The sequence below is a fragment of the Nonomuraea africana genome (assembly GCF_014873535.1).
Lineage (GTDB): Bacteria > Actinomycetota > Actinomycetes > Streptosporangiales > Streptosporangiaceae > Nonomuraea > Nonomuraea africana.
In genome coordinates, this window is sequence record NZ_JADBEF010000001.1 from 81,650 (window position 1) to 98,380 (window position 16,731).

Below are 16,731 nucleotides of genomic sequence, written 5' to 3' on the forward strand. Positions count from 1 at the left end.
GTCGTCCATGGTGCTGTCGTCCTCAGCTGGGGGAGTTCTCAGCGAACGACAGTGTCGGTGCCGAGGAGCTTGCGGATGAAGGCGGTGGAGATCTCCAGCGCCGCCTGGTTGGCATGCGTGTCGCGCAGCAGGTCGACCATCATGAAGTCGTGCACGATCCCCTGCAAGCGGATCGCCGTGACGGGCACACCCGCTTCGCGCAGCTTGGCGGCACAGGCCTCGCCCTCGTCGCGCAGCACGTCGGCCTCGCCGGTCAACACGAGCGCGGGTGGCAGCCCCCTGAGGTCGTCGAGCCCGGCGCGCAGCGGTCACGCGGGGCGAAGAGCTGCTCGCGGCCGTCGCCGCTGCGCCACACGACTTCCACCGGCCGTCGGTCAGCCAGTGCACGCTGCCCGCCATGGACATGACGTGCTCCACGTGCTCGCCGTGCAGCAGTTCGCGCCTGCCGTCCGCCGGCACGCCGCGCCCCTCGGCGGCGGCGGGCACCGGCAGCTCCGCCAGGCCCAGCAGCGTGGACGTCGCGAGTCTCGTGTTCGGGTCAGGGCTGGTACGGCCGCAGGCGCGGCCACCAGCCCGGCACCTGCGAGCGATACCTGTCGTAGTCGGGGCCGAACTTCGTCCGCAGTGTCGGCTCCTCGTACCAGCGGACGAACGAGACGACGGGGATCGCCAGCACCGCGACGTAGAGCAGCAGCGAGGGCTGGCCGAGCAGCAGCGCCTGCCCGATGACCGCCGCGAAGACGGCCACGTACATGGGGTTGCGCACGTGCCGGTAGAGGCCGCCGACGACCAGCCGTTCGGGCGGCGCGAGGGGGATCGGCGTGCCGAACCCCTCGACCACGAACCGCACGAACGCGTTGACCAGGACCGCCAGCCCGGCCAGGACCAGGAGCGCCCCGAGGGCCCTGAGCGGGATCATCGCCCACGCGGGCAGCGGGGCGCGCGGCTCCCAGCCGGTGATCCACCATGGGACGAGGACGGCGACGGTGCCGGGCGCGACGGCGAAGAAGACGGTGCTGATGACGGCCGCGGGTGTCTTGCGCATGAGACCACCTGTCCAACGCCGAAATTCACTATGTGATGAGTTTAAGTCGGCGTCGAAAGGGGGTCAATCGGACGTGGTCCCTGCCCTCGTGTCAGCGATCCTGGCCGCGCGCGGCGCGCTCCTGGAGGGGGCGCCTGGACGGCGGGCGGCGACCAGGCCCAGCGCGCCGATGACGAGCAGCGGCCAGCTGCCCGTCACGGGGAAGTAGATGACAGACAGCGGCACGCCGATGATCAGCATGTACCACCCCACCTGCGCGGGCAGCCGGCCCGTCGTCCGCGCCACGTGCTGGGCGAGTGTGCCGATGGCGAGGAGCGCGACGCCGGAGGCCATGAACCAGATGGTCGCCTCGTGCACGAAGTAGTCGGGCGCCTCGGTGTCCACGTTGGTTCTGAAGAAGCCCTCTCTCGCGATCACCGCCCACGAGTTGGGCTGGGCGAACGCCCATACGAAGTGGAGCAGCGCGGTCGCGATGATCAGCCGGGGCACCCAGCGGGTCAGTCCGTTCATTCGGTCGGCCTCCGTTCCTCGGGCATCAGGCGCAGGGCCAGTGCGTAGATCTCCCGCAGCTCGTCGGCGGGGACGGGCGGGACCACCTGCTGGGCCCCGACGAGTACCAGGTAGAGCAGGCGCGCCATCGGCTCGGCCTCGGCCTCGCGGCCGCCGAGCTCCCGCCACAGCGAGCGCACGTAGTCGACGCGGAGCTGGTCGACCCGTCGCTGCAGCGCGTGGACCTCGGTGTCCTGCAGCGCCCACGCGCGCACGGCGATCTCCAGGTCATAGCTCGCGCCCTTGTCATCGAGCACCAGGTTGGCCAGGTGGTCCAGCTTCGCCTGGGCGGAGGCTCCCGCGCTCTCGGCACCGTCGATGTAGCGCCCCGTGTGCTCGGCCTCGAAGTGCTTGAGCAAGTCGGTCTTGAACCCGGCCATGCCCCTGAAGTGGTGGTAGAAGGAGCCCTTGGTCAGGTTGAGCCGGGCGCACAGCCGCTCGATGGTCAGCGCCGGCGCGCCCTCCTCGCTCAGGACCGTCAGGCCCGCTTCCAGCCAGTCGCGTTTGCTCGCCATGTCGCCGTCCGTACCATACGGAATGGTATGGACGATCAGGAGGCCGCCAGGGGGATCTCGAAGTGAACGGTCTGGAAGGTGCACTCAGTTCCCGGTCAGCTCCTGGCGACCGTGGAGATCAGCGTCGCCCGCTGCGCCGCGGTGAGAAGCGCCTCGCCGACCAGTCCGCGCGACTCGCGGGCGACGTAGGAGACCAGGCTGCCGTGGTCGGGCCAGGTCCGGTCGAGCCCGAGCCGCTGGGCCACCGAGCACCCCTGCGCGTCCTCGGCGTTGGGCACGCCGGTGTCGGCGCCCGCGACGACGACCGTGTCCTCGGGGTCCTTTGCGCACGCGGTCACGGGCGCCCGGGCCGAGCGGGCGAAGTCGCCGTGCCCGTAGGAGGCGACGAGCACCTCACCGGGCGCCGCGCCCAGCTGCGCGGGCGTGATCACGCCGCGGAAGGTCGTGGCGTCCTGGGCGGTCTCCTTCACCGCCACCTCCACCACCTCGTCGCCGACGCGGACCTCGACCTTCGCGCTGTCGAGCGCCCCCGCGGCGAGGTTGAGCGGCGCGGTCAGCTCGACGGTGACGGGGGAGTCGGGCTGCGCCCTGGTGATCGGCGCGCCCGCGGAGTCGAGGAGGCGCACCGCCGTACGGTCGGCGGCCAGCCAGGCAAGGGACGCGTTCCACGCGGTGTTGAACGAGACCCAGCCCTCGGTGTGACCGATGTTGCCCACGGTGGGGTCGAAGGGGTAGTGCCCGTTCTTCGGCGAGCCGTCGAGCACGCCGGGGACGCCCTGGAGCATGCCGACGCCGCCCTGGTACTCGCTGAACCAGCCGAGGTCGGCCCCCTCGAAGCCCCACCGCTCCGTGGTCGCCCGGTAGGTGGCGTGGCGGCCGGTGGGATTGCGCCCGAAGATGTTGTCCACGTGGGCCGCCGCGATCTCGCGCAGCCTGGCGGCCAGGCCCGCGTCGCGCACGACCCCGGCCGCGGCGAGCGCGGGAGCGGCGAACCCGGCGACGTTGCCGGTCTCGTTCGGATCGGTGCCGGCGCCACCGCCGCTGAACGACGGGATCGTCCACCGGTCGGCGGAGTACTTCCTGAAGTCCCAGAGGTTGCCCGAGCGGTCGGCGGCGGTGCGCGCCCATGCCTCGATCTTCGCCTGGAGCCCGTCTGGGGCGTCCCCTGGATACTCGGTCAGGAACCTGACCAGGGACGGGACGGTGATGTGCTCCGACTGCCGCTGGCCCTTCGTCGTGCGCGGGTCGGCCCAGTCGAGGTTCTCCACGATCCAGCGCGCGTTGGCCGCGGCGGCGGCCAGGTAACGGCCGGCGTCCGCCCGGCCCTCGCGCAGCGCCACCTCGTACATGTCGAGGTTCGGCCTGATGGAGTGGCCCGGAGGGAACTCGCCCTTGCCGGTGCCGAGCTGGGTGTAGGTCTGGAACAGGTCGCCGGTGTGCGCGGTGTAGTCGTAGACGGAGTTGAACCTGTCGCGCTGCTGCTGGCCCCAGATCGGGAACAGGTAGTCGCGGACCTCCTCGTAGAGCGCCCGGGGCACCCAGGGGGACAGGTCGGGGTAGGCGGCGAGGAAGGCCGCGAGCTGCTCCTTCCACAGGGTGGTGGTGACCCTGGCGTCGAGCAGCATCTCGGCGCCCCACGCGATCAACCGGACGATCTCCGGGGCGTCGGCCGGCAGCGGATGGCGCAGGCCCTTGTACACGGCCGTGTCGATGCGGAGTCCCTCGAAGGCCGAAGGGTTGGCCGCGTACAGGTCGACGAGCGTGGGGATCTCGAAGGAGTAGGTGTCGCCGTCGCGCCACATGACGCTCCAGCCGCACTGCGAGGCGTTGAACCCGGCCCATGACACGCCCGCGTCGCCGAAGTAGCAGCGGGTGCCGCTCATGAACTCGATCGCCCGCCGGTAGGCGACGCGGAAGGTCCACGCGGGCCCAACGCCGAAGTTGAAGGAGGTCCCGCTGCCCTCCACCACCACCCGGTACGGCCCCGCGTCCGCGGGACGGAAGGCGGTGAAGTCGCCGACGCCGCCCCTGACGGCGCCGGAGAAGCGGACCGCGCCGCCCTCGTCGACGACCGTGAAGCCGGTGCCGTCCGCCGCCTTCGGCGCGGTGAACCGCTTCGGCCCCTCGAGGTCGTAGCCGCTTTGGTTGACCATCACGAGCTTGCCGCCCGCGCTCCACGAGCAGCCGGCCGGCTGGGTGGGGTGATCGGCCGGGATCTGCGGGAGCGTGCGGACGACGAGGGAGTCGATCGAGATCTTGGCCAGGTAGACGCCGAGGCCGATCGTCCCCGAGCCGTCGCGGGCCGCCACGCTCGCCACGCGCTCGCCCGCGATCTCGACCACGACGACGCCGCGGGCCCTGCGCACGGTGAGGTCGAACCAGTCGCCCGGCACGACCAGCGGCCCGGGGCCCGAGCAGACGGTGGTGGTGGCCAGCGGTCTGGCCACCATGATCTCGCCGCCGGGCAGCACCTGGGCGGCGAGGTTGGCCGCGCGCAGGTCGGCGGGGTCGGCCCAGTCGGTGATGAGGTTGACCGGCCTGCTGCTCGCGCCGGAGGTCGCTGCCACCCTGACGCGGGCGCTGACCTCGTAGCTCTCGGGCAGGTCGAGCCTCGGGTCGACGGTCAGGTAGCGGCCGGAGGTCTGCCCCCTGGTGTCCACGGTGGCGTGGCCGTCGGCCGTCGTCCACTCCGACAGGGATCCGGTCACGGCCCGCCATCCCGCCATGCCGTCGGAGAAGTCCGCGCGCAGGAGCTCCTCGCCCTGCGCGGCCGCGGGTGGCGCCGCCAGCAGCGCGAGGGTCGTCGCGCCCGCCACCACCGCCGCGACCGCGCGCCGCACGCGTGCCCGTAACCCAGCCATCGCCTCGTCCTCACCTTCGCGCACTCCACACCGTGACTCTCGCATCATGGATGATGCTTGTGCTATTTAGCAATGAGTTGCATTTGGTGAGAGCAGCTTGTGAAGCGGGGGCGCGGGACGCTGCACTCCGGCCCATCCGATCAGTCCCGAAAAATGAGACGCCTCGGAACGGCAGGAGCCGCCTTCCCCTGGGAAAGGCGGCCCCCCATCAGCGGTGCCAAGCGCCCGCCGGTCACACGTCCGTGGCGAACCTCCTGCCGCGCCTGAGGTTGTTCGCGTGCCGCACCCGCAGGGGTGCGGCGCGCGCGACGGGCTCGAGCGTGATGACCCGGGCGTCCACCGGCACGTGCCGGAGATCGTGGGTGATGAGGATCGTGGTCCTGCCCTCCATGAGCCGGCCCAGTGGCTCCATGATCCGGGCCGCGGTCTTCTCGTCCAGCCCGGTCATCGGCTCGTCGAGCACCAGCACGGGCGTGTCACGCAGGATCGCCCTGGCGATCGCGATGCGCTGGCGCTGCCCGCCGGAGATCAGCCGCCCCCTGGCCCCGATCCGCGTCTCGTACTTCTTGGGCAGGGCGCTGACGAAGTCGTGCACACCCGCGAGAGTGGCCGCGCGGACCACCTCCTCCTGCGTCGCCTCCGGACGGCCGTAGGCGATGTTGTCCCTGACGGTTCCGGAGAACAGCAGGCTCTCCTGCTGCAGGACGGTGACATGGTCGCGCAGCGAGTGCCGGGTCAGGTCGCGGATGTCGGTGCCGTCCAGCAGGATGGCGCCGGAGTCGGGGTCGTAGAAGCGCAGCAGCAGCTTGGTGATCGTCGACTTGCCCGCGCCGCTCGGCCCCGTGCACACCAGCACCTCGCCCGGCTCGACGGTGAAGGACAGCCCGCGCAGGACCGGCTGCCTGCGGCCCGGATAGGTGAAGCCCACGGAGTCGAACTCGATCCGCCCCGGGCCCCGCTCCACCAGGTCGACCGCGCCCGGCCGGTCGGTGACCGCGGGCTTGGTGCGCAGGACCTCGATGACACGGTCGGACCCCGCGGCCGCCTCCGACACCGTGAGCGCGATCTCGCCGAGACTCTGGACGGCCGGATAGAGGTAGGCCAGGTAGGCGGCGAAGGCGAGCAGCCCGCCCAGGGTGAGCCTGCCCTGGGAGATCTCCCACGCGCCGAAGCCGATGATGACGATCAGGCAGATGGTCTCCAGCACCTGGACGGCGGGGCCGTACAGACCGGCCAGCCACGCCTGCGTCATGTTGGCCCGCAGCCACGTGCGCCCCTCCCTGTGCAGGTGACGCGCCTCGGCCTCCTGCCGGTTGTAGGCCTGGACCAGGGCCTGGTTGGCCAGCCCCTCCTCGATGACGCTGTTCATCATGCCGTTGCTGCGCCGCTCGCGGGCCGCCGCCGTCCTGAACCTGGAGGCGAAGACCTTGGAGACCACGAGGAAGGCGGGGATCAGCGCCATGGTGACCAGCGCGAGATCCCACCGGATGAAGAACGCGGCCGCGGAGAAGAAGACCACGGTGGCCACAGTGGTGAAGGCCTTGACGAGCCCGGAGCCGACCAGCTCCTCGATGGCCTCGAGGTCGTCGGTCAGCCTGGCCATGAGGTCGCCCAGGCGCCTGTTGTCGACGTAGTCGGGCGTGAGCCGCTGGACGTGCCCGAACACCCGGTCGCGCAGGTACAGCAGGAAGCGTTCGGCGCCGAGCGAGGTCAGCCAGGAACCGGCGAAGGAGACCACGCCCGCCACGGCGGTCAGCCCGAGCCAGCTCAGCGCCGGAGCCCAGAAGGCGCTCAGGTCTCCGGTGGTGAGCACCTGGTCGGTGATGTAACCGAACAGGGCGATCACCGCGACCTCGCACAGCGCGGCCATGATCGCGAACACCATGCCCAGGACGAACAGCCAGCGCAGGCCCTTGGTGTCGGGCCAGAACTCGGCGAACGTCTTACGGATGGACGTGGAGGGGGCGAGCGGTTCCCCGCTCGCCCCCCGTGTGAATGAGAGCCGGCGGGAGGCCCGCCGACTCTCACGCGGCGTTGCTACCACCACCACCGCCTGCGACAGCCGCAGCCGAATCTGCGACCACCCCAGAAGCGGCGGCGACCACAGCGCCACCCCCCGCCCCACCAGTGGTCGGTGCGGACTGGCAAGAGCTGCATAGGAGTCATGATGTTTGCCCCCCTCCCTTTTTGCTCTCTGAAATGGACGCTAGCACCCAAAATGGGATCTTTATCAGTGTCATTCCTTTGTTGGGGCAGTTTTGACGGGAGGGCCCCAGTGTGGGCAGCTTGATGGGTGGTGGCTGGATATATGGAAGGTTGTCCAGTTCAGGGGAGAGTGCTAGCGGGACGATCTGGAGCTCCCGTCGCCCCGCCTGTCAGCAGCCCCGCGCGGCGAACGCCAGGAACTGCGTGACCTCCCTGCTGTCGAAGTTGTCGTCGGAGCCGATCACCAGCGTGCACTCGCCGGTGTCGAGGCGCGGCCCCCAGGCGAGGCTCTCCAGGTTCTGCACGGGCGGCCGTACCGAGCTCAGGTCGGCGACCAGGCGCTTGCTCACCGCGCGGTACGGCCTGCGGGTCAGCAGGCTGTACCTGCCCAGCACGTTCGTGGCGCCGCGCAGGTCGATCTCGTACAGCTTGACGCGGTAGTCGACGCCCTCGATCCAGGACCGCTCGAGGGCGAGGTAGCGGTGGTCGTCGATCGCCAGGATCTCCGAGACGCCGCTGTCGGAGTGGCCGCCCTGCGGGACCGGCGCGGCGGGAAGCGGGTCGATCGGGTAGGCGTACTGCCCGAGCAGCCGGCCCGCGCGGCTCCACACGGTGATGCGCGCGGGCGCCCCGTGCTCGACGGTCGGCGGCTCGCCGTCCTCGTAGCGCGGGCCCTCCGCGATGGCGGCGACGGTGCGCGGCGTGAGGGCCAGGCCCTCGAACCCGAAGTTACGCCGAGGGCCGCTGGTGGTCGTCGTCATCCTGAGGTTGCGGGGAAGGGGCAGCTCGCCAAGGTGTCTGCCCTCGCGGTCGATCCTTCGGACGAACAGGTCGGACACCGGAATGGTGGGGTTGTTCGCGTCGGGCCGGTCGCCCTCGTGGCCCCACAGCAGCCGGCCGCTGCGCCGGTCGAAGCGGATCGTCTCGGGGTCGGCGGACTCGGGCTGACCGTAGCCGGGATAGGGAGTGGAGTCGGGACGCAGGAGCGTGGAGACTCCGGTGACGCTCACTCCGGTGAACTCTCCTGTCGCCCTGTCGATGTCGAGGCGGCCGGTGTAGAAGCGGGCCGGGTTGTAGCGCCAGCGGTCGTCGGAGATGAAGTACCAGGTGTCGGTGCGGGGGTCCCTGTCGATGCCGGACAGGCCGCCCACGGTGGTTCCCGCGAACTGCATCCTGTGCGGGAGGCGCTGCTCGCCGAGGAAGCGGGTGATCTGCACGTCGCGCCGGTCTCGCGGTGGCGCGGACGCCGCCGTCGACGGCAGCGCGCCGACCATTCCGAGACTGATGGCCGTCGTCAATGCGACGGCAATTCCCGCCATTCTCCGCGAATTGGCCATATGGCTCTCCTTGTTCCCGTGAATGCCTCTGAGGGCCCGGCGGGAATATGAGATCGCAGATTCAACGGAATGTCATCGTGATTGGTGTTCTCCTTATCTGCTCGCCGCCATCCGATAATGAAATATCGGGCTTTTTGCGGACGGCTGGCCAGTGGCCCAGACTGTGTCTGTGGACGAGGAGATGGCGGAGTACGCGCGGAGCTGGCTGGCGGAGGACGGCGTGGTACAGGTCGGCGACGACTCGTGGACCAGCGGCGAAGAGCCGGACGAACGGCTGACGGCCAACGAGGTGGCCCACACGTGGACGAGCCTGGCGCTGGAGGACCCCGGCCTCGACCAGGACGGCAGGCTGCGCCTCGCCCTCGGCCTCCTCGACCTTCTCGACGATTACTGGGTGACGTGCGAGATCGGCTTCGCCGTGACGAAGGCGGGTGATCCGAGAGCGGCGGGACCGCTGTGGGCCGCATACCGCCGCAGGCTGGAGGCTCCCAGCTCGGCCGAACCGATCACCTACTCGCTCTGGGTCGACTGGTTCGAGGACCGCGACACGGTGGCGGCCGCGTTCGGCGAGGTGCTGGGCGACGAGGTCGAGACGCTGCGGACCGAGGGCAGGCTCCACGAGCTGACCGCGGACCCGCTGGCCCGCCGCGTCCGGCGGGTTCTGGAGATCTCGGGTCCCGTGCCGTGGGAGATCAAGCACCCCGTCTACCAGGCGGTGGCCACGCTTCCCGGCCTCCACCTCGCCCTGTTCAAGGGCCTCCTCGGCGGCTACCACGACGTCTACGGCAGCCTCGAGCCCCAGGCCGCCCTCACGCTCCTGCGGCGCCTGGACCTCCCCGAGGACACCCCCCATCTCGCGCCGCTGCTCATGGTCCTGGAAATGGGCCACCGCAATCATTACCGATCCCCTGACGCCTGGCCGGCGACGCCCAAGAGCGGGTAAAGAGCGGCCGCGAGAAAATGCGCCAGAATTCGGCGACGGGCCCCTGATCGACCATTTTCTCGGTGATATCGGCGGTGTTCATCTCGGGGAGCGAGGGCGAGAAACTATGGCCATCTCGAAGGCCCGGGAGCGAGGATACACCCGCCGCTCGACCTCGCCAAGAACATCGTCGAGCGCACCCGCTACCACACCGTCAACGGCCGGCCGGTGGCCGTGCGCGGGCCGGGCGGCCGAACCCCGTTGGTCTGGTCCACTCGCGGAAACCGGGCGGCCGAGACCCCCGGGGGTCGGGCTCGCCCGCGGGGACCGGGCGGCCGAGGGGTGGCCGTCCGGTTCCGGCGGGGTGGGTCAGCCTTCGGTTCTCAGCGGGCGGAAGAACGTCCGGAGCTCGTCGGCGACCTGCTCGGGCTCCTCGTGCGCCATGAAGTGACCGCCGCGTCCGGGCGTGCTCCAGTGGCGCAGATCGGCGCAGACCCGTTCGGGCAGGCTCCTGGGCAGGTTCGCGTAGGCGGGCTCGTTGCTCAGGGTGATCGCCGCCGGCACGGTGATCGTCGGGACCGGCCGGTTGTGCGGGTAGTCGTAGTACTGGCGGAAGGACGAGCCGATCGAGCCGGTGGCCCAGTAGAGCGTGGCCACGGTCAGGATCGTGTCCTTGTCCCAGCGGGTCTCCAGGTCGCCGGCGCAGTCGCTCCAGTCGCGGTACTTGTCGATGATCCAGGCGACCAGACCGGCGGGTGAGTCCATGAGGGCCGCGGCGATCGTGTCGGGCCGGCTCCACATGATCTCGCTGTAGCCCTGGTCCCTCACGTCGTACTCGGCGAGGCCGTCGAGGTAGGCCTGCTCCTCGGCGGTGGCGGGCCGCTCGCTGAAGTCGGTCGTGAGCACCGCGGAGGTGGTGTGGACTCCGGCCACCTCACCCGGGTACAGGGCGCCGAGCCACTGCGTCACGCCGCCGCCGATGTCCCCGCCGAACGCGCCGAAGCGCCGGTAGCCGAGGGTCTCGGTCATGAGCGAGTGCCAGATCTCCGCCACGCCCCTGCGGGTGAACACCCCCTGCGGCAGCTCGGAGAACAGGAAGCCGGGCAGCGAAGGGATGATCACGTCGAAGGCGTCGGCGGGATCGTCGGGCTCGGTGAGCAGCGGCGCGACCCGCAGCATCTCCACGAAGCTGCTCGGCCAGCCGTGGGTCAGCACCACCGGCAGCGGCTCGGGTCCGCCTTCGGTACGGCGCCCGCGCAGGTGGACGAAGTGCACCTGCCGCCCGGCGACCTCGGCCCGGTAGTGGGGGAAGGCGTTGAGCGCCGCCTCGGCCTTGCGCCAGTCGAAGCCGTCGGCCCAGTAGGCGACCAGCTCACGCAGATAGCCGGGATCGACTCCGGCCGCCCAGAACGTGGAGTCGGAAGCGGTGGTGAAAAGGGTGCGGTGCAGACGGGCGCGCAGATCGTCGAGCACGTCGTCGGGCACGGAGATGTGAAAAGCGGTAACTGCCATGATCCCTTCGTTCAGGAGTGTTCGACGCTCCTGAACCGCCGGTCAGACAGACACAGCGGCGAGGAGCGCCCGTACAAGGTCGAACATGGACATCGGGCTCACCTCCTCGCGTAGATCAACAGGCAGGAGTATACACACGCCTGAGATCCCTGCCTATTTGAGGAAGTTTTGGGGGTCCGGCGGTCCGGGCCCGATCTACGCTGGGAACGATCCGGCAGGTCAGCCGCCTGAGGAGGAAGCCATGACGAAGTTCATGGACGTCCATCACGGCATGGTGGGCATCACCGACGAGCAGCTTCGAGAGGCACACGCCGCCGACCTGGCGATACAGGAAGAGGAGGGAGTGGCCTTCGAGAGGGCGTGGGCCGACCCCGACGACGGCGTGGTCTACTGCCTGTCGGAGGCTCCTGACGCGGAGGCCGTCCAGCGCATCCACCAGCGGGCCGGTCACCCCGCCGACGAGATCCACCGCGTGCCGCTGACCGTCTGACCGGCGGCGTAAGGCGCCTCAGAGCACGGCGTCGAGCAGGAGCGCGCCGGCTCCCAGCAACGCCGCGTCCTGTCCCGCGCGCGCGGGCGCGATCTCCAGGTCGCGGGTGGCGAGCGGCAGGCAGCGCTCGTACACCGCCGCCCTGATCGCCGCGATCAGCGGCTCGGCCGCCGAGAGACTGCCCCCGACCGCGATCACGTCGGGGTTGAAGAAGTTGACGAGCACGGTGAGCACCTCGCCGATCAGCCGCCCGGCCGTGCGGACCTGGCTGGTCGCCTCCGGCACCGCGTCGTTGACCAGGCCGACGATGTCGGCCGGCCGCTCCACCGCGATCCCCGCCTCGGCCAGCGCGGACATGAGCGCGGCGCCGCTGGCATACGCCTCCAGGCAGTCGGGGTGACCGCACGCGCACGTGATCGAGGAGTCGGTGCGCACCCTGACGTGGCTGATGTCGCCCGCCGCGCCCCTGCCCCTGTGCAGCCGGCCGTTGACGATCACGCCGCACCCTATGCCGGTGCCCGCCTTGAGCACCATGAGGTTGTCCGAGCCCGGCCATGACCTGGCCTCGCCGACGGCCATGAGGTTGGCGTCGTTCTCCACGAGCACGGGCAGGTCGTAACGGGCGCCGAGGTGGTCGGCGACCGGGTAGTTGTTCCAGCCGGGCATCCGGGAGGGGCCGACCACGCGCCCGGAGGCCGGATCGACCGGCCCTGGGATGCCGGTGCCGACCCCGCGCAGCGGCACGCCCGTGGGGGCGTGCGCGCGCAGGAGGTCGTCGAAGGCGTCGGCCATCCAGTCGAGCACCGCCTCAGGGCCCGCCGTTATGTCACAGGCTCTCTCCTGTACGGCGAGCGGCGCCCCGCTGAGGTCGAGCAGGCCGAGCCGGACATGATGGGCGCCGAGGTCGGCGACGGCCAGCAGGCCCGCGCTCGGCGCCAGCCGCAGCCGGCGCGGTCTGCGCCCGCCGCGCGAGGTGCCCGACCCCTCCTCCACCAGCAGCCTGGCCTCGAGCAACTCCTCCACGCGCAGCGACACGCTGGAGGCGGCCAGGCCGGACAGCCGCGCCAGTTCGGCGCGTGACTCGGCCTGGCCGGTGGCGACGAGCCGCAGCAATCCCCCCTGCGGCCCCGTCACGGGCAGCCGCTCTTTGCTCGACATGTGGAGATGAATACCACGCTTTACCTTTGTACGACAACGTGTTGACTTACCGCGAAATCATCCATTACGTTCCGCCTTGTCTTCGATATCGAAGGAAGTTGGGATGATTCGGGTAAGAGGGCTGAACAAGTGGTTCGGCGAGCATCACGTGCTGCGCGACATCGACCTGCACGTCGCACGCGGTGAGGTCGTCGTCGTGATCGGCCCCTCGGGCTCGGGCAAGTCGACGTTGTGCCGCTGTCTCAACAGGCTCGAGACGGCGCAGCAGGGCGAGATCGTCATCGACGGCGTGCCCGCCCCACTGGAGGGCCGCGAGCTGGCCAGGCTGCGCGCCGACGTCGGCATGGTCTTCCAGTCCTTCAACCTCTTCCAGCACAAGACGGTGCTGGAGAACATCACGCTCGCCCCGATGAAGGTGCGCGGCGTCAGCCGTACGGAGGCCGAGAAGACCGCGCGCGAGCTGCTCGACAGGGTCGGGATCGGCGAGCAGGCGGACAAGCTGCCCGGGCGGCTGTCCGGCGGTCAGCAGCAGCGCGCGGCCATCGCCCGGGCGCTGGCCATGCGGCCCAAGGTGATGCTGTTCGACGAGCCCACCTCCGCCCTCGACCCCGAGATGGTGGGCGAGGTGCTGGACGTCATGACCGGCCTCGCGGCCGACGGCATGACCATGGTCGTCGTCACCCACGAGATGGGCTTCGCGCGCAGGGCGGCCGACCGCGTGGTGTTCATGGCCGACGGCCAGATCGTCGAGGAGGGCGCGCCCGCCGCCTTCTTCGACCACCCCCAGACGGACCGGGCCGGGGACTTCCTGGCCAAGGTACTCACTCACTGAACGCAAGGGATGGTGCCCATGAAGAAGATGGTCGCTGTCGTCGCCGTGTCACTCCTCGGCCTCGCCGCCTGTTCCAGCACGAACACCTCAGGCAGCCCCGCCGTACCAGGAGAGGCCAAGCCCGCCGCCAACGAGCTGCTCGCCAAGGCGCCCGTCGCCGACGCGGCCGCGATCCTGCCGGGCTCGACGATGGAAAAGATCAAGAAGCGCGGCGAGCTCATCGTCGGCGGCTCGCTCGACGCCCCGCTGCTGTCCCAGCAGAACCCGGTCAGCGGCGAGATCGAGGGCTTCGACGCCGACATGGGCAAGGCGCTGGCGAAGTACATCATCGGCGAGCCGAAGGTGAAGATCGTCAACTCGGCCTCGGAGACGCGCGAGGCGTTGCTGGCCAACGGCACCGTGGACGTCGTCTTCCAGACGTACACGATCACGCCGGAGCGGGCCGAGCAGGTCGCGTTCGCCGGCCCGTACTACACCTCGGGCCTCACGATCGCCGTCAAGAAGGGCACCACGGGCATCGCCAAGCCCGAGGACCTCAACGGCAAGAAGGTCATCGCGGGCGCCAACACCCCGGCCATTCCCGCGATCAAGAAGCTCGCCCCGCAGGCCGAGATCGTCACCTTCGGCAGCGACCCCGAGTGCATGCAGGCGCTCAAGCAGGACCGCGGCGTCGCCTACGTCCAGGACGAGACGCTGCTGATCGCCAACGCCCAGAAGGACCCGTCCATCCAGGTGATCGGCAACCCCTTCACCCAGGACCCGTACGGCATCGGCCTCAAGCACGGCGACGACCAGTTCAAGACGTTCGTCAACGACTGGCTGAAGAAGACGCAGAGCACCGGCGTCTGGCAGCAGGCGTGGAAGAACTCCATCGGCACGGTCGTCAAGGGCGAGGCCCCCGCCCCGCCGCAGATCGGCTCGGTGCCGGGTTCCTGATGTCCGTCCTGCTGGACCACCTGCCCGAGCTCTGGCAGGGACTGGTCGTGACGCTCCAGCTCACCGTCGCGTCGTCCATCGGCGCGGCGGTGCTCGGGGTGCTGGTCACCGCCATGCGGGTGAGCCCGGTCGGCGTGCTGCGCGCCATGGGCACCGCCTACGTGGAGGCGTTCCAGAACCTGCCCCTGCTGGTCCTGCTGGTGCTGGCCTTCTTCGGCCTGCCCGAGATCGGGATCAAGGCGAGCCCGCTGGTCACCGCGATCGTGGTGATCTCGGTCTACGAGGCGGCCTACATCGCCGAGGCGCTGCGCTCGGGCGTCAACGCGGTCGGCAAGGGTCAGGGTGAGGCGGCCAGGGCGCTCGGGCTGACGTTCAGGCAGTCGCTGTGGCACGTCATCCTGCCGCAGGCGCTGCGCACGGTCGTGCAGCCGCTCGGCAACATCATCATCGCGCTCACCATGAACACCCTGCTGGCCGGTGCGATCAGCGTGGTCGACCTGACCGAAGAGGCGAAAAGGATCAACCTCGTGGAGGCCCAGCCCATCCCGATCTTCGTCGGCGTGGGCCTGATATACGCGCTCATCGCCTCCGGCGTCGGCTTCGTGACGGGACGCCTCGAGCGGCGGCTGGTGATGGTCCGATGAGCGTGCTGTTCGACGAGCCCGGACCGCGCGCCAGGCGCAGGATCCGCATCGCCACCGTCCTGGGAGTGCTGGCCGCCGTCGCCCTCGTGGCACTCGCGATCCGCCAGTTCGCCGCCAACGGGCAGCTGGCCTACGAGCGCTGGCAGCCGTACGCCACCTGGCCCATGTGGCGCTACCTGCTCGACGGGCTGTGGTCCACCGCGCTGGCCGCCGTCGTGGCGGCGGCGCTGTCCATGGCGCTCGGCCTGCTGCTGGCCATCGGCCGGCTGTCCGAGCGGCGCTGGGTGCGGGCGCCCTCGGCCGCGTACGTCGAGGTCGTGCGGGTCATCCCCGCGCTGCTGCTGGTGTACGTGGTGTTGTTCGCACTGCCCAAGTACGGGCTCGACCTGCCGCTGTTCTGGAAGCTCGTGGTGCCGCTGACCGTGTCGAACTCGGCCGCCTTCGCCGAGATCTTCCGCGCCGGCATCCTGTCCGTCGAACGCGGGCAGACCGAGGCGGGTCTCGCCGTCGGTCTCACCCGCGGCCGGACCATGCGGATGATCGTGCTGCCGCAGGCCGCCCGCAGGGTGCTGCCCTCGATCGTCAGCCAGTCCGTCGGCCTGCTCAAGGACACCTCGCTCGGCTTCGTGGTGAGCTACGGCGAGCTGCTGTACTCGGGCAAGGTCCTGGCCGCCTACAACGGCCTGGTCATCCAGACCTACGTGGTAGTGGCACTGATCTACCTCGTGGTCAACGCCTCGCTGTCCAAGCTCGCCAGGGTCCTGGAGCAAAGGAGTTCCGTCCGTGCCTGATTACGCCGCCCTCGCCGAGGTCGTCCGCTCGGGGTTCGTCGAGAGCGTCCACTACGGCAGCGCCGTCGGCCTCGCGCCCGACGCCCGCACCGAGGTCGCGCTCGGTCCCGTGGACGCCCCCGTCCTGCCGCGCTCCTCCGCCAAGCCGTTCCAGGCGCTGGCCTGCCTGGTCGCGGGCGCGGCCCTGCCGGGCCCGCGCCTGGCCATCGCCGCGGGCAGCCACACCGGCGAGGACTTCCACGTACGGCTGGTCGCCGACCTCCTCGAGGAGTACGGCCTCGGCCCCGGCGCGCTGCGCTGCCCCGAGGACTGGCCCGAGGACGAGGCCACCCGCCACCGGCTGATCCGCGAAGGGCTCGGTAGGACACCGGAGCGGATGAACTGCTCGGGCAAGCACGCCGCGATGCTCGCCGCCGCGGTCGCCAACGGCTGGGACGTCGCCTCCTACCTCGACCCGGACCACCCGCTCCAGCGCCAGGTCAGAGCGGTCGTGGAGGAGCTGTCGGGGGAGAAGGCCGCCGCCGTGGCCGTCGACGGGTGCGGCGCGCCGCTGTTCGGGCTCTCGCTCACCGGGCTGGCCAGGGCGGTGCAGGCGCTCGTGCTCGCCGCGCCGGGCAGCGCGCCCCGGCAGGTCGCCGACGCGATGCGGGAGCACCCCGAGTACGTCGGCGGCACCGGGCACCAGAACACCGAGCTCATGCGGGCGCTCCCTGGCGCGGTCGTGAAGGGCGGCGCCGAGGGCGTGCTGGTAGCGGCGCTGGAGTCGGGTCACACCGTCGCGGTCAAGGTCATCGACGGCAGCCCCAGGGCGACGACGGCGATCGCGCTGTCGGTGCTGCGCCGGATGGGCCGCGACGTGTCGGGCGCCGACGCCTTCTCCTCGGTCCAGGTGCTCGGCGGAGGCGTGCCCGTGGGAGAGATCCACGCCCTTTAG

At 70.5% G+C, this 16,731-nt stretch carries 15 protein-coding genes and 1 pseudogene; 7 read left to right on the forward strand and 9 right to left on the reverse strand.

The window, feature by feature from the left end:
* Positions 1–38 precede the first annotated feature (38 nt).
* The 7 genes and pseudogenes from H4W81_RS00370 to H4W81_RS00400 all read right to left on the reverse strand — a co-directional run.
* Positions 39–308 (reverse strand): annotated as a pseudogene (locus H4W81_RS00370) (alpha/beta hydrolase fold domain-containing protein); the annotation flags it as partial.
* A gap of 230 nt (positions 309–538) precedes the next feature.
* Positions 539–1,045, reverse strand: coding sequence for a methyltransferase family protein (locus H4W81_RS00375; protein WP_192772949.1), 507 nt, complete (start codon positions 1,043–1,045; stop codon positions 539–541).
* A 63-nt stretch (positions 1,046–1,108) separates the two neighbouring features.
* Positions 1,109–1,555 carry a DUF6463 family protein gene (locus H4W81_RS00380; protein WP_192772950.1) on the reverse strand — a complete coding sequence of 149 codons (447 nt, stop codon included), beginning with the start codon at positions 1,553–1,555 and terminating at the stop codon, positions 1,109–1,111.
* On the reverse strand, positions 1,552–2,109 hold the full coding sequence (locus H4W81_RS00385; RefSeq protein WP_192772951.1) for a TetR/AcrR family transcriptional regulator: 558 nt from the start codon (positions 2,107–2,109) through the stop codon (positions 1,552–1,554). The genes H4W81_RS00380 and H4W81_RS00385 overlap by 4 nt, the downstream gene beginning before the upstream one ends.
* Before the next feature lie 95 nt (positions 2,110–2,204).
* Positions 2,205–4,970: an early set domain-containing protein gene (locus tag H4W81_RS00390; protein ID WP_192772952.1), complete on the reverse strand. Its 2,766-nt coding sequence runs from the start codon at positions 4,968–4,970 to the stop codon at positions 2,205–2,207.
* A gap of 232 nt (positions 4,971–5,202) precedes the next feature.
* Positions 5,203–7,095 (reverse strand): ABC transporter ATP-binding protein, encoded by a 1,893-nt coding sequence (locus tag H4W81_RS00395; protein ID WP_318781437.1) that lies wholly within the window; start codon positions 7,093–7,095, stop codon positions 5,203–5,205.
* 250 nt (positions 7,096–7,345) lie between these two features.
* Positions 7,346–8,512 (reverse strand): esterase-like activity of phytase family protein, encoded by a 1,167-nt coding sequence (locus tag H4W81_RS00400; RefSeq protein WP_225958364.1) that lies wholly within the window; start codon positions 8,510–8,512, stop codon positions 7,346–7,348.
* A 169-nt stretch (positions 8,513–8,681) separates the two neighbouring features.
* Between H4W81_RS00400 and H4W81_RS00405 the strand changes: the two genes are divergently transcribed.
* Complete coding sequence (locus tag H4W81_RS00405; RefSeq protein WP_225958365.1) at positions 8,682–9,455, forward strand: hypothetical protein; 774 nt, start codon at positions 8,682–8,684, stop codon at positions 9,453–9,455.
* Between the two features lie 348 nt (positions 9,456–9,803).
* Here the strand turns inward: H4W81_RS00405 and H4W81_RS00410 are convergent, their stop codons facing one another.
* Complete coding sequence (locus H4W81_RS00410) at positions 9,804–10,946, reverse strand: epoxide hydrolase family protein (protein ID WP_192772953.1); 1,143 nt, start codon at positions 10,944–10,946, stop codon at positions 9,804–9,806.
* A gap of 241 nt (positions 10,947–11,187) precedes the next feature.
* Here H4W81_RS00410 and H4W81_RS00415 point away from each other — a divergent pair, with 241 nt between their 5' ends.
* Positions 11,188–11,436, forward strand: a complete 249-nt coding sequence (locus H4W81_RS00415; protein ID WP_192772954.1) for an SCO4226 family nickel-binding protein — start codon at positions 11,188–11,190, stop codon at positions 11,434–11,436.
* An 18-nt stretch (positions 11,437–11,454) separates the two neighbouring features.
* Here the strand turns inward: H4W81_RS00415 and H4W81_RS00420 are convergent, their stop codons facing one another.
* The gene (locus tag H4W81_RS00420; protein ID WP_225958366.1) at positions 11,455–12,594 is read right to left on the reverse strand and encodes an ROK family protein; all 1,140 of its coding nucleotides are present in this window, start codon (positions 12,592–12,594) and stop codon (positions 11,455–11,457) included.
* 103 nt (positions 12,595–12,697) lie between these two features.
* On the opposite strand from H4W81_RS00420, the gene H4W81_RS00425 reads away from it, so the two are divergent.
* From H4W81_RS00425 to H4W81_RS00445, 5 genes are read left to right on the forward strand one after another with little or no spacing between them, the layout of a single operon-like run.
* The gene (locus H4W81_RS00425) at positions 12,698–13,426 is read left to right on the forward strand and encodes an amino acid ABC transporter ATP-binding protein (protein WP_192772955.1); all 729 of its coding nucleotides are present in this window, start codon (positions 12,698–12,700) and stop codon (positions 13,424–13,426) included.
* 18 nt (positions 13,427–13,444) lie between these two features.
* The gene (locus H4W81_RS00430; RefSeq protein WP_225958367.1) at positions 13,445–14,362 is read left to right on the forward strand and encodes a glutamate ABC transporter substrate-binding protein; all 918 of its coding nucleotides are present in this window, start codon (positions 13,445–13,447) and stop codon (positions 14,360–14,362) included.
* Positions 14,362–15,006, forward strand: coding sequence for an amino acid ABC transporter permease (locus tag H4W81_RS00435; RefSeq protein WP_192772957.1), 645 nt, complete (start codon positions 14,362–14,364; stop codon positions 15,004–15,006). Before H4W81_RS00430 ends, H4W81_RS00435 begins: the two co-directional genes overlap by 1 nt.
* A complete protein-coding gene (locus tag H4W81_RS00440; protein ID WP_192772958.1) occupies positions 15,003–15,797 on the forward strand; it encodes an amino acid ABC transporter permease in 795 nt (264 codons plus the stop codon). The genes H4W81_RS00435 and H4W81_RS00440 overlap by 4 nt, the downstream gene beginning before the upstream one ends.
* Entirely contained in the window at positions 15,790–16,731 is a 942-nt protein-coding gene (locus H4W81_RS00445; RefSeq protein WP_192772959.1) for an asparaginase, read from the forward strand. Before H4W81_RS00440 ends, H4W81_RS00445 begins: the two co-directional genes overlap by 8 nt.